The sequence below is a fragment of the Bradyrhizobium sp. LeoA1Lang genome, assembly GCF_055413685.1.
The window spans coordinates 60749-73417 of sequence record NZ_JBVAPG010000003.1 but is presented as its reverse complement, the minus strand read 5'-3'; the positions used below and the strand labels follow the sequence as shown (position 1 = coordinate 73417).

The 12669-nt window shown below is 64.2% G+C and carries 9 protein-coding genes and 1 riboswitch; of the genes, 5 read left to right on the top strand and 4 right to left on the bottom strand.

Going from position 1 to position 12669, the window contains the following annotated elements:
* The first annotated feature begins 11 nt into the window (after positions 1 to 11).
* From cobW to ACZYOF_RS01845, 4 genes are read left to right on the top strand one after another with little or no spacing between them, the layout of a single operon-like run.
* Positions 12 to 1025 (top strand): cobalamin biosynthesis protein CobW, encoded by a 1014-nt coding sequence (gene cobW / locus ACZYOF_RS01860; RefSeq protein ID WP_463714601.1) that lies wholly within the window; start codon positions 12 to 14, stop codon positions 1023 to 1025.
* A gap of 18 nt (positions 1026 to 1043) precedes the next feature.
* Positions 1044 to 4754 carry a cobaltochelatase subunit CobN gene (gene cobN, locus ACZYOF_RS01855; protein WP_463714600.1) on the top strand — a complete coding sequence of 1237 codons (3711 nt, stop codon included), beginning with the start codon at positions 1044 to 1046 and terminating at the stop codon, positions 4752 to 4754.
* Positions 4751 to 5380: a cob(I)yrinic acid a,c-diamide adenosyltransferase gene (gene cobO, locus ACZYOF_RS01850; protein ID WP_165421081.1), complete on the top strand. Its 630-nt coding sequence runs from the start codon at positions 4751 to 4753 to the stop codon at positions 5378 to 5380. The genes cobN and cobO overlap by 4 nt, the downstream gene beginning before the upstream one ends.
* Entirely contained in the window at positions 5380 to 6867 is a 1488-nt protein-coding gene (locus ACZYOF_RS01845) for a cobyric acid synthase (RefSeq protein WP_463714599.1), read from the top strand. Before cobO ends, ACZYOF_RS01845 begins: the two co-directional genes overlap by 1 nt.
* Here ACZYOF_RS01845 and cbiB read toward each other — a convergent pair.
* Together cbiB and ACZYOF_RS01835 are read right to left on the bottom strand one after the other, a co-directional pair.
* Complete coding sequence (gene cbiB / locus ACZYOF_RS01840; protein WP_463714598.1) at positions 6840 to 7811, bottom strand: adenosylcobinamide-phosphate synthase CbiB; 972 nt, start codon at positions 7809 to 7811, stop codon at positions 6840 to 6842. The two genes, ACZYOF_RS01845 and cbiB, sit on opposite strands and share 28 nt — an antisense overlap.
* Before the next feature lies 1 nt (position 7812).
* A complete protein-coding gene (locus tag ACZYOF_RS01835; protein ID WP_463714597.1) occupies positions 7813 to 8694 on the bottom strand; it encodes an ABC transporter substrate-binding protein in 882 nt (293 codons plus the stop codon).
* Positions 8695 to 8703: 9 nt separating this feature from the next.
* Between ACZYOF_RS01835 and cobD the strand changes: the two genes are divergently transcribed.
* The gene (cobD, locus tag ACZYOF_RS01830; RefSeq protein ID WP_463714596.1) at positions 8704 to 9693 is read left to right on the top strand and encodes a threonine-phosphate decarboxylase CobD; all 990 of its coding nucleotides are present in this window, start codon (positions 8704 to 8706) and stop codon (positions 9691 to 9693) included.
* Between the two features lie 31 nt (positions 9694 to 9724).
* On the opposite strand, the gene ACZYOF_RS01825 is transcribed toward cobD, so the two are convergent.
* Positions 9725 to 11728, bottom strand: a complete 2004-nt coding sequence (locus tag ACZYOF_RS01825) for a TonB-dependent receptor plug domain-containing protein (RefSeq protein ID WP_463714595.1) — start codon at positions 11726 to 11728, stop codon at positions 9725 to 9727.
* Positions 11729 to 11822: 94 nt separating this feature from the next.
* Positions 11823 to 12020: riboswitch (cobalamin riboswitch) on the bottom strand.
* Positions 11990 to 12556, bottom strand: coding sequence for a hypothetical protein (locus ACZYOF_RS01820; RefSeq protein ID WP_463714594.1), 567 nt, complete (start codon positions 12554 to 12556; stop codon positions 11990 to 11992). (Overlaps the previous riboswitch by 31 nt.)
* Positions 12557 to 12669: the final 113 nt, after the last annotated feature.

Sequence of the window (12669 nt, the reverse complement as noted above, 5' to 3'; positions counted from 1 at the left end):
AGTCCTGAAATATGTCTCGTGTTCCAGTTACCGTGCTTACTGGCTTCCTCGGGGCCGGAAAGACGACGCTGTTGCGCTCGCTTCTAACGCAAGCCGACGGCCGCCGCATCGCCGTCATCGTCAACGAGTTTGGAGATGCGGGTTTCGACGGCGGTCTTGTCGAGGAATGCGCGGCCAAGGCCTGTGCGCCCGGCGATATCGTCGAGCTGACCAACGGCTGCATCTGCTGCACCGTCGCCGACGATTTCATTCCGACGATGGACACGCTCCTGACACGCGACGAACCGCTGGATGCGATCGTGATCGAGACCTCCGGACTCGCGCTGCCGCAGCCACTACTGAAGGCGTTCGCATGGCCTGCGGTCCGCACGCGCGCGACCGTCGACGGCGTCGTGACGGTAGTCGATGCGCTGGCGCTGTCCGAGGGACGCGTCGTGCTCGACGAACAGGCCGTCGCGGCTCAGCGTGCCGCGGACGAAGAGATTGATCACGACGACCCGATCGAAGAAGTGTTCGAGGATCAACTCGCCTGTGCCGACCTCGTGGTCCTTTCCAAGAGCGATCTGGTATCGCCAGATGTGCTTGGTGGCATCGAACAGTGGCTCATCGCACAATTGAGGCAAGGTGTTCGCGTCGTCCGCTCCCATGGTGCGCTTGCTCCCGATGTCCTGATCGGAATGAAAGCCGATGCCGAGAATGACCTCGCCGCGCGGGCAGGTCACCACGGCGAAGAAGAAGAGCACGATCACGACGATTTCGACAGCATCGTCGTGACGCCTGCGGCGGCCGAGAGTGTCGAGGCGATGCGCGCGCGGGTCAGCGACGTCCTCGGTCTCTCGGGGGTGCTGCGCGTCAAGGGCCATGCACGGATCTCCGAGAAGCCTGCGCCGATCGTGGTGCAGGCGGTCGGCAGCCGTGTCGAGCTGGCGTTCGCGCGGCCTGACGCCAAGCAGGCCGAGCATCTGGTCGTGATCGGCCTGAAGGGCTTCGACGCCGATGCGGCGCGCCGCGCGCTTGCGGGATAGCCTTTCGAAAGGCGATCAATGCATCTGAAACTCGACAGCGGCGGCAGCATCGACGACGGCGATGTCGCTCGCGACCTCGGGCAGGAAACCGCCGACATCGTCATCCTGTCTGCGGCCGACAGTGATCTGGCGGCCTTCGGTGCTGCGCACGCGGCATTGCCTCCGAACTTCCCGAGTGTCCGCCTGACCAATCTGCTGGCTCTTGGTCATCCCGCCTCGGTCGATCTCTATGTCGAACGCACGCTGAGCGAAGCAAAGATCGTCGTGCTTCGGATGCTCGGCGGCGAAAGCTATTGGCCGCACGGCGTTGAAAGCCTTCGGCGCGACGCGATCCAGCGCGGAACGTTGTTCGCCTGCATTCCCGGCGAAACCGACTGGAACGCTGCATTAGCCGCGCGCGGCACGCTCGGCGCCGGCGAGACCTACGAACTGTGGCGCTATTGTACTGAAGGCGGCATCGACAACGCGCAGTTGGCGCTTCGCTTCGCCGCGCATCTGATCGGCCACGGCAACAGGCCGCCGTCGGCGCGGCCAATGCCGGCCGCCGGCTTCTGGAACGGCGAACCTGCCACCGACCAACGCCCCAACGCTGTCGTGATCTTCTACCGCGCCCTCGTCGCAGGCGGCGATACCGCCGCGGTCGATGCGCTGTGCTCCGCGCTCAGGGCGCGTGGGCTCAATGTAGTCGGGCTCTATGTCACGAGCCTCAAGGACGAACGCTCGATCGCATTCCTGCGCCCGGCGCTCGCCGCACATCCGCCCGACATCATCGTGAACGCGACGGCCTTTGCGACGGCGACCGCGCGCGAAAACGCCGGGATATTGTCGGAGACCGACTGTCCCGTGCTGCAGGTCGCCCAGGCCGGCATTTCCCGCAAAAGCTGGGAAAGCTCGACCCGCGGCCTCAACCCGCGTGACCTTGCCATGCATGTGGTCTTACCCGAGGTTGACGGGCGCATCTTCGCCAATGCCATTGCGTTCAAGGAATCCGGACAGAGCCTTGGCTCCTTCACGCCGACAGCTTTCCGCCCAGTCGGGGGTCGCGTTAAGGCTACAGCCGATCTCGCTGCGGCGTGGGTGCGGCTGCGCCGTACGCCTGCGAGCCAGCGACGGGTCGCCATCGTCCTCGCCAACTATCCCAATCGCGACGGCCGTCTCGCCAACGGCGTCGGTCTGGATACGCCGCAAAGCCTGATCGGAATCCTCGCCGCGATGGGGAACGAGGGGTACGCGATTTCCGGCGCACCTGATGATGCCGCCGGCATGATGCGGCTGTTGCAGGAGGGGCCGACCAATGCGCTCGAGGGCCGCGCCTTGCGGCGCGGTGGCGCGTCATGGCCGCTTGCGGAATACGAAGCGGCATTTAGTGCGCTCCCTCCCAATGTTCAGCGTGCGGTCACGGAGCGTTGGAGTGATCCCGTCCATGATCCGCACGTCCCCAATGGCGTGTTCCGTCTCGGCTTGCATCGCTTCGGCAATGTCGTTGTCGGCGTGCAGCCGGCGCGAGGCTACAACATCGATCCCAAGAGCAGCTATCACGATCCGGACCTCGTTCCTCCCCATCACTATCTGGCGTTCTATCTTTGGCTGCGCCGCGTCTTCGACGCCCACGCGATCGTTCATCTCGGCAAGCATGGCAATCTGGAATGGCTGCCCGGCAAGAGCACCGGGCTTTCCGCCGATTGCCTGCCGGATGCGGTGCTGGGGCCGTTGCCGCATCTCTATCCGTTCATCGTGAACGATCCCGGCGAAGGCATCCAGGCCAAGCGCCGCACCTCCGCGGTCATCGTGGATCATCTGACGCCGCCGGTGACCCGCGCCGGATTGCATGACGATCTGGCGCGGCTGGAGTCGATGGTCGACGAATATTCGGTTGCAACCGATCTCGATCCGAAGCGCGCGGCTGTCATCGCCGAGGATATTCTCTCCACAGCACGGGCGCAGCGGCTCGATGCCGATGTCAACCTGACGCGGGACATGCCGGTCGGCGAGGCGCTGCGTGCGCTCGACGCGCATCTTTGCGACATCAAGGAAATGCAGATCCGGGGCGGTCTCCACGTGTTCGGGCGTGCTCCGGATGCGAAGCGCTGCGCCGATCTCCTCGTTTCGATCGCGCGTGTGCCGCGGTCGGACCGCAAACCGGAAGACGCCTCGCTGCATCGCTCACTGGCGCTCGATCTCGGTCTTGTCGATTTCGACCCGCTGACCCGCGATCTCGCTGCCCCATTCACAGGGCCATGGCCGGCGGTCCTGGCCGCGCTTGGCTCGAACCTGTGGCGGACGACGGGGGACACTGTCGAACGGATCGAAGAACTGGCGTTGCGGCTAGTATCGGGCGAAACGATGCCGGACCCATCGTGGATACGCACCGCAGCCGTGCAGAACTGGATCGAGACGAGATTGCGGCCGGCCATTGACGCGAGCCCGCCGCAGGAGATGGCGGCATTGCTGCGCGGTCTTGATGGCCGCTTCGTGCCTCCCGGTCCGTCGGGGGCGCCGACGCGTGGCAGGCCCGACGTGCTGCCGACCGGCCGCAACTTCTTCGCTGTCGATGTGCGCGCGGTGCCGACTCCCTCGGCATGGCGGATCGGGCAATTGGCGGCCGAACGGCTCGTCGAATCCTTCTGGCAGGAAACCGGCGAATGGCCGCGCACGATCGCCTTGTCGGCCTGGGGGACCGCCAACATGCGCACCGGCGGCGATGACGTTGCGCAGGCGCTCGCCTTGATCGGTGTCCGGCCGACCTGGGAGGAGACCTCTGGACGGGTGACCGGCTTTGCGATCACGCCCCTGTCTGAACTGAGACGTCCGCGCATCGATGTCACGTTCCGTGTCTCGGGCCTGTTTCGGGATGCGTTTCCGACCCAGATGGACATCATCGCGAGCGCGGTGGCGGCTGTCGCGGCGCTCGACGAACCTGATGACGCCAATCCGATCGCCGCGAATGTCCGCCGCCGGCGGCAGACGCTGGAAGCAAGCGGCATCAGCCGCGAGCTCGCCGAGCGCCGCGCTGCTCATCGGGTGTTCGGCTCAAAGCCCGGCGCCTACGGCGCGGGGCTGCAAGCCTTGATCGACGAGGGCGGCTGGGACGATCGCGCTGATCTGGCCGACGTCTATCTGGATTGGGGCGGTTATTCCTATGGCGCCGGGGCGGAGGGCAGCGCTGCCCGCGACGATCTTGTCGAGCGGCTGGCCGACGTCGACCTGATCGCACAGGCCCAGGACAACCGCGAACATGATATCCTGGACTCCGACGACTACTATCAGTTCATGGGCGGACTGGCAGCCGCCGTGTCGACATTGCGCGGGCAGGCGCCGCGCATTGCGCATATCGATACGTCGCGGCCCGAGATGCCGGCGGTGCGATCGCTGGCGCACGAGATATCCCGCGTGGTGCGGGGCCGCGCCGCCAACCCGAAATGGATCGCCGGCGTGATGCGGCACGGCTACAAGGGCGCATTCGAGATGGCTGCGACCGTCGACTATCTGTTCGGTTTCGCGGCCTCGACCGATGCGGTCTCGAATCATTATTTCGATCAGTTGTTCGCGGCCTATCTCGAAGACGACCGGGTGCGAGATTTCATCGAGCAGTCCAACCCGGCGGCGCTCCGCGAGATGGCTGCCCGGTTCGCGGAAGCAATCAGGCGCGGATTATGGACACCACGCTCCAATCGCGCCGCGGATGTGATCGCCGAAAGTCTGCACGAAGCAAAGAGAGAAATCGCATGATGAACCCATCTCACGAAGCCGATGACGAGAATGCCCGCCATCGCGAGAAGGCCCGGAAGCACAAGGCCGCGCGCGACAAGATCATGGCGACCAAGACAGGCGAAAAAGGACTCTTGATCGTCCATACCGGCACCGGCAAGGGCAAGACATCAGCCGCGCTTGGTATGGTGTTTCGGCATATCGGTCACGGTTATCCCGTCGCCGTCGTTCAATTCACGAAATCTCCGAAGTGGGACACGGGAGAAGCACGGCTGCTGGCCAAATTTCCAGAGCTCGTGACCTTGCATGTGATGGGGGAGGGCTTCACCTGGGAAACGCAGGATCGTGAGCGCGACATTGCAGCCGCGCGGAAGGGCTGGGAACGCGCCAAGGAGCTGATCCGCGACGATCGCCATCGCATGGTCCTGCTGGATGAGCTCAACATTGTCCTCCGTTACGACTACCTTCCGATCGACGAAGTGCTTGCCTTTCTCCGTGACGAGAAGCCGGCCGACAAGCACGTCGTCATCACCGGCCGCAACGCGCATGCGTCGCTGATCGAGATGGCCGATCTGGTCACCGAGATGACGCTGGTCAAGCATCCGTTCCGCGCCGGCGTGAAGGGTCAGAAGGGGATAGAATTCTGATGGCAAGGCCGACGCCGGCGCTGATGATCCAGGCCACTGGCTCCAACGCCGGGAAGTCGACTGTTGTCGCGGGCCTGGCGCGCGCGCTAGTGAGGCGCGGCCTCAAAGTCGCGCCGTTCAAGCCGCAGAACATGTCGAACAATGCGGCGGTGGCAGTCGATGGCGGCGAGATCGGCCGCGCGCAAGCAGTGCAAGCGCGCGCCGCGCGGATGCCGCCCAGCGTCCATATGAACCCCGTGCTGCTGAAGCCCGAGACCGACACCGGTGCGCAGGTGATCGTGCAGGGCCAGCGGCGTAGCACGCTTCGCGCGGCCGATTATCTCGGAAAGAAGGCGGCGCTGCTGCCCGCGGTGCTCGACAGTTTCGCGCGTCTCGCGCAAGTGGCGGATATCGTTCTGGTCGAAGGTGCGGGCAGTCCGGCCGAGATCAATCTGCGCGCCGGCGATATTGCCAATATGGGCTTCGCCACGGCAGCCGATGTACCTGTCGTGTTGCTCGGCGATATCGATCGCGGCGGTGTCATCGCCAGCCTTGTAGGGACGCATCTCGTGCTGGAGGCCGAGGAGCGCGCGCGCATTCGCGGCTTCCTGATCAACAAGTTCCGCGGCGATCCCAGGCTGTTCGACCAGGGACTTGAAGCGGTCACGCGTCTAACCAGTTGGCCGTCGCTCGGCGTGGTGCCGTGGCTACCTCAGGCAGCCTGGCTACCTGCCGAGGACGCCGTTGATCTCGATCGCGTGCAGACGTCTTTCGCGCGGAAGGTCATCGCCGTTCCTGTGCTTGCGCGTATCGCCAATTTCGACGATCTGGATCCGCTGGGCATGGAGCCCGGCGTGAGGCTGGTGTTCGTGAGGCCGGGCGAACCGATCCCGGTCGACGCCGATGTCGTCATCCTGCCCGGTAGCAAATCGACGATCGGGGATCTCACCTTCCTGCGTGCGCAGGGCTGGGATATCGATATCAAGGCGCATGCGAGGCGCGGCGGCCAGGTGCTCGGATTGTGCGGCGGCTACCAGATGCTCGGCCGGACGATCGCTGATCCCGATGGCATTGATGGTCCGGCCGGCACGGTCGAGGGGCTGGGGCTGCTCGATATCGCCACGACGATGGATGCCGAAAAATCGACGACGCTCGTGCGGGGTATTCATTGCGCCACAGGCAGCCCGATCGAGGGCTATGAGATTCATCTCGGCCGCACCAGCGGTGAGGATTGCGTGCGCCCGGTGGTCACGATCGACGGTCGCTCCGACGGCGCCAGCTCGGCCGATGGTCGTGTGCAGGGGACGTATCTGCACGGGCTGTTTGTCAATGACAGCTTCCGAAAGGCGTGGCTGGCCAATCTCGGCGTCGCTTCGTCTGTCGCTTATGAGGCGCGGATCGAGTCGGCACTCGATGCGCTCGCCGACCATCTGGAAGCGCATCTCGACATCGATCGCATGCTCGAGATCGCACGGAGCCGTCAGACCACGAACGCCAGTGCTGCATAGATCGCTGCCTCCAGCGAGCACGCTGCAATCAGCAGGTTGAGTGCGCGACGGATGTCGGCAGAATCGGCATCCATCCGGGCACCGGCATTGAGGAAGGGGTCATCGACGAGGCGGTCGCCATAACGGCGTGGCCCGGCCAGCGCGAGACCGAGCGCACCTGCCATGGCGCTTTCCGGCCAGCCCGCATTCGGCGACCTGTGCTTTGAAGCGTCGCGCCACACGATCTTGAAGGCCTGCGCCGTGGAGCCGCCTGCGATCGGCGCGACGAGCGCGATCAGGATGGCGGCCAGCCTTGCAGGGGCGAGGTTGAGCAGATCGTCAAGCCGCGCCGCTGCCCAGCCGAAGGATTCGTAGCGGGGACTGCGATGGCCGATCATTGAATCGGCAGTGTTGACGACCTTGTAGACGAACAATCCCGGCAGCCCGAGCAGCGCCAGCCAGAACACCGGCGCGACGACGCCGTCGGAAAAATTCTCCGCGCAGGATTCGATCGCCGCGCGCGAGACGCCGCTGGTGTCGAGCTGTTCCGGATCCCGGCCGACGATCATGGATACCGCGCGCCTTGCCCCGGCAAGTCCACCGTCGGTGAAGGCGGAGACGACCCGGCTGACGTGCTGATAGAGGCTGCGCTGCGCGATCAGGATGGAGGCCACAAGCCCCTGGGCTGCTTGCCCGAGCAGTGTCGATCCCAGCGCGGCTTCCAGCAGCAGGCCTAGGCCTGCGCAGATCGCGACCAGCACGCCGGTGGTTAGGCATCCCGCGGCCTTGCGCTGTGCGGCCGACCATTGCTCGCGGTTCAGCGCGCGATCGAGCATGTTGATGGCCAAGCCCATCAGCGCCACCGGATGCGGAAAGCGGCGCCACAGCAAATCCGGATCGCCGATGAGCCCATCGAATGCGATCGCCAGCACCACGATCAAGATCGTCTCGCTTCCCGCCAGCATGTCATCGCGCCACGCGGCTTAGTTCGGAGACGAGGCGTTCCAGCGCCTCCGAAAGCATCGGCCCACCGCAGACCGTCAGTTTCTCGGGGATGACCAGGCGTTTCGACGGCGGATAGAAACGTTCAAGCGCCGGATGCAACAGGAAGGCTTCACCTTCGTCCTCCGCGAAGTCGCCGCTGTCAGATACAAGGAGCAAATCGGGTCTCAGTTTAACGATCGCCTCCAGCGACGCAAAACCTCCAAGCTTGTAGCCGAAATCGCTTGCCGCGTTCTTGAGGCCGATCGTGGCCAGCATGGAACTGATCAAGCTGCCACCACCCGAAACCCAGCCGCGCCGCGACAAGGCCAGCACGCGATAGGGGCGCTGCGATACCGCCTCCCTAGCGTGCTGGATTGCCGTGTCGAGCCGCCGTATTTCCGATACGGCGCGATCCGGCTGGTGGAGGAGTTCACCCATTTGCCGAATCTGGCTCTTCACGTCCTGCAGCGAACGCGCCGCGTCGAATTCGACCACGCGCACGCCCTTGTCCTTCAGCAATTCCCGTGTTGCACGCTTGGTGAACTTGCCGGCAACCACCGCGTCCGGTCGCAATATCAGGACATCTTCGGCTTCGCCTGATAGTCGAGGGTAGGCTGCGGCCTTTTCCGCGTTCCAGGAGCGGGTGCGGTCGCGTGAATAGGGACTGAGGCCGAGAATCTGGCTTGGATCGGCCAGCGCCAGAAGCAGTTGGTCCGTGCAGACATTGATGGAAGCGACGCGTGGTAGATCGGCTGCATGAGCGGCATGTCCTCCGAGCAATGCTGCCAGCAACGCGAACGTTGCGCCGATCGCCGGCCGCAGTAGGCCAACAAGGGTCTCGCGCAGGAGCGCGATTGATGGCATGAAGCGATCATGAAGCACGGCGGTGATCTGACGGAAGCCATTGCGCGCCATGGCGGCGAGCCTGCGGACTGGCTCGACCTGTCGACCGGGATCAATCCCTGGCCGTGGACGACTCGGCATCCCGTTCCAGGCAGTGCATGGACGCGCTTGCCATCGCGGGCCGACGAGCAGGACCTCCTCGCCGCGGCGCGCCAAGCTTACGGCGTGCCCGACGATGCGGATATCGCGGCCGCCACCGGCACCCAGACGCTCATTCAATGGATCCCGTATCTCGCAGGTCCCGGAGCGGTTGCGATGGTCAGTCCGACCTATGGCGAGCATTCGGCGGCGTGGAGCAGCGGAGGCCGGGAGATTCTCGCAGTGAATGATCTCTCCGCGCTGCCTGAACGCGCCATTCACGCGGTCGTCGTCAACCCCAACAATCCGGATGGACGTATCGCCGATGGCGGGGCGTTTCGGCACGTTGCCGAGCGGCTCGACCGCCGCGGAGGCTGGCTGGTTATCGACGAGGCCTTTGCCGATGTCGATCCCGCCATCAGTGCGGCCAGAATGAGCGCCGACCTTCCCATCCTCGTGCTGCGTTCCTTCGGCAAGTTCTATGGGCTCGCGGGGCTTCGCCTTGGCTTCGTGATCGGCCGACGCGACATCGTTGAACGTATCTCGGCGGCGCTGGGTCCATGGCCAGTCTCCGGCCCGGCGCTCCACCTGGGCACGGCCGCCTTGCGGGATCGATCCTGGGCCGACGAGACGCGCGTGAAGCTCGCTCGCCAGTCGAGCAAGCTGGATCATGTCCTTACAGAGGCCGGCCTTCAGCTTGTCGGAGGGACCACGCTCTTTCGCCTTGCCTCCCATCCCGATGCCCCGAACTTGCACACCGAACTGGCACGACGCCACATCTGGTGCCGCAGCTTCGACTGGGCACGCGAATGGCTGCGATTTGGCCTTGCGTCGGACGATGGTCTCGATCGCCTGGCTAGCGCGTTTCGCTCGATCGGATAGCGCATCCCGCGCGCTCATCATCACATCCGTTTCACCAGTGGGCACTGAACCCGGCGTAAGCCGCAGGCCCGGTCGTGCCGTAGTTGTACACTTCCTGATAGTGCTCGTTGAAAATGTTCTCGCCGCGCAAGTACACCTTCCAGGTCTCATCGATCTTGTATTCGGTATAGAGGTCGACGCGGACGTAAGGGTCCAGTGGCTGCGTCTCGTTTGAACCGCTGTAGCGTTTCGACACCGCGAGCACGCGCGGCTCGATCAGCCAATCCTTGATCGGTGTGATGGGGAACGAGAATCTCGCCAGGTTTTCCGGCCGGCGCGCCAGCGTCAGGCCGGTCGAAAGATCCTTGGCCTGCAGGTAGGTATAGGCGGCGTTGAATTTCAGGTAGCCCGGCAGGATATCGACGTTGACCCCGAGTTCCAGTCCGTCGGTTTCGGCGCGCGAGACGTTGACGTAGTGCCCGAGCGGATGCGCCGCATCGGTCACAAAGTCGATCAGGTTGCTGAACCGGTTGCCGAAGCCGGTCAGCGAAACCACGACGCGGCCTCCGAACAGGCTTTGGTCGATGCCGGCGTCGTAGCCGAAGCTTTCCTCGGGGCTGAGCGCGGAATTGCCGTAAGTCGGCGCATACAGTTGATAGAGCGTTGGCGCCTTGGCGCCTGTCCCGGCGCTCGCACGCAGCTTGGTGCCGGTCTCCGCGATCGTGTACGCCGCGGTGGCTCGCCATGTCTCGAACCGTGCAACATCGACGACGTCGTCAACCCGGCCGCCCATCGTGATGTTGAGCCGTTCGCCGATCGGCAGTTGCCAGAGCGCGAAGACTGAATTCGTGTCCTGTGTCCCGGCGAGCTGTGGCGTCGGCGCGCCGGGGATCGGCAGCAGGTTGGTGGTGGAGGTGCTCGCCGTTTCATGCTGGACGCGCGATCCGACGATGAGCGATCCGAGCGGGCCGACCTTCAGGTTGCCCTGATATTCCAGGCCCGTGCTGTCGCCGACGAAATTGGAGAGGATGGACGTCGTGTTCTGCGGCAGCTTGTTGGTCCTGTAGGTGACGTCGTCGAACGAGCGATCGATGTGTGTTTCAAACGCGCTCACGCTATGGGTGAGGATGCCACCGAACGTGTCGAATGAGGCGCGTCCCCAGACCTGCTCGAGAAGGCGCGTCGCGCTCGACGGCGTGTCCGGGAACGTTCCGCTGGCCTGGTCGTAGGCGGACCGCGTGAACGAGGTCAGCATGCCCGTCTCCAGGCGTACGCCTTCGCCAGCGTCGTAGCCGACGCGTGCCGAACCGCCGACGCGGTCGAAGCCGTCGCGCTCGAGGGGACCATACTTGGCTTCGAGCGCGGGGATGCGATAGCCGTAGCGTGAAAAGCCGTTGCTATGCTGCCCGTTTCCCGTGAATGCGTAGGACCACGGCCCCGAGGTTCCGGTCAGCGATGCGCTGCTGCTCGCCGTGCCGTAGCTTCCTCCCTCGGTGCTGACGTCGAGCTGTGCTGGACCGGCGCCCTTCTTGGTGATGATGTTGACTACGCCGCCCATCGCGTCCGATCCGTAGAGTGCGCTCTGCGGGCCTTTCAGCACCTCGATCCGCTCGATCGCGCTCGGGGCGAACATCGCGAAATCGAAATCGCCACTGGCGGCGGTCGGATCGTTGACCCTGATGCCATCGATCATGACCAGCGTCTGACCGGTATTCGCGCCGCGCAAGCGCACATTGGTCGTTGCGCCTGGCCCGCCGCTTTCGGTGATATCGAGCCCGGGCACCGTCCGCAGCGCGTCGACGAGCGAGGTCGGGTTGCTGGTCGCGAGCACTTCGTGCGTGACCACGCTGACCGAGCTTCCGGTACGGCTCGCCGGCTCCAGCGTACGGTCGGGGGTGACAACGACTTCAGGAGTTGCCGGAGCGGCTTCGGTACTGGGCGCTGGGCGCGCAGGACCAGTCGTTGAAGACCTTTGCCTGTTCCTCGTGGGAGGTTTGGACCGGACCTCCGGATTGATGACAACAGCAGGAAGCTGTTCGGGACCCGATTGGGCCATCGCGCCAGTGTGACTGCATGCGACAACGGCCGCACACCCGGCAAGAAAACGCCGCAAGCTCATAAATGCCCTTCCGCCGACCCACCGTCGAACGAGTTGATACTCGTCAACGGCCGGTCTCCTGGCTCGCGGTCGTCTCGCGATCCGCCTTCCCAAACCTGCTTGGCAGGTCCAGTGGCATTCGGATCGCAAATATCCGCTTACAGTTGCGGGGGCAGCCGCGGCGTTGGGAAGATTCCCGCACCGCGTTCCCGTTTCACCCTACAAGGGCACCGATGACGCGCGCAAAGAAGCACAAGGCGGAGCAAAACTCAAATCGATATCGATCTTCACCCAACAGCATTTTTGCGAATCGCTGATAGCGGCGACCTGAATGACGAACACAGAAAGTTGCTGACAGGCGAAAGGATGGCAGATGGCAAATCCTGCAACCTTATGCGAGCATGACATATCACCCACACGCGGCGCTAGACCTGGATGATTCTGCTGACGTGAGCATCGACAGATTCGACGGAGGAACAGGAAATGTCGGTCCCATGCAAGCTCGAACGCAGCCTCCTTAGCCACGACGAATACGAGACGATCCGCCTCACGCATCATCCCGCCATCTATGACGTCGAGCCGGCTGATCTTGCGGACATGCGATCCCGCTTGCGCAAGATGCGCGATAAGGAGCGAACGCTCGGCCGACAAAAGCGGCGAGAGACGCGCGGAAAAGGTGAGGCTCGCGGCGCGAACTTCCCAGGAACCGCCGAGCGCCCTTCGCAACGCAAGCAGGTCTTTGCCGCAGCACTGAAGCGGGTAAACGGCGAGCTCAGGCGTCTTCACAACCTGGCAGCTCGGACCGCCAATGTCGAAGCGGCTCGAAAGGCTCTCGCGCTGCGAGCCGCGAGCTTTATTCCCTATCCCTCCGCCGGATCCACCGCCAATGAAGGCATGGT

Bases quoted from the DNA above. Each gene is read 5' to 3' on its own strand.
- cobW (WP_463714601.1), top strand. From the start codon at position 12: ATGTCTCGTGTTCCAGTTACCGTGCTTACTGGCTTCCTCGGGGCCGGA.
- cobN (WP_463714600.1), top strand. From the start codon at position 1,044: ATGCATCTGAAACTCGACAGCGGCGGCAGCATCGACGACGGCGATGTC.
- cobO (WP_165421081.1), top strand. From the start codon at position 4,751: ATGATGAACCCATCTCACGAAGCCGATGACGAGAATGCCCGCCATCGC.
- ACZYOF_RS01845 (WP_463714599.1), top strand. From the start codon at position 5,380: ATGGCAAGGCCGACGCCGGCGCTGATGATCCAGGCCACTGGCTCCAAC.
- cbiB (WP_463714598.1), bottom strand. From the start codon at position 7,811: ATGCTGGCGGGAAGCGAGACGATCTTGATCGTGGTGCTGGCGATCGCA.
- ACZYOF_RS01835 (WP_463714597.1), bottom strand. From the start codon at position 8,694: ATGCCATCAATCGCGCTCCTGCGCGAGACCCTTGTTGGCCTACTGCGG.
- cobD (WP_463714596.1), top strand. From the start codon at position 8,704: ATGAAGCACGGCGGTGATCTGACGGAAGCCATTGCGCGCCATGGCGGC.
- ACZYOF_RS01825 (WP_463714595.1), bottom strand. From the start codon at position 11,728: ATGGCCCAATCGGGTCCCGAACAGCTTCCTGCTGTTGTCATCAATCCG.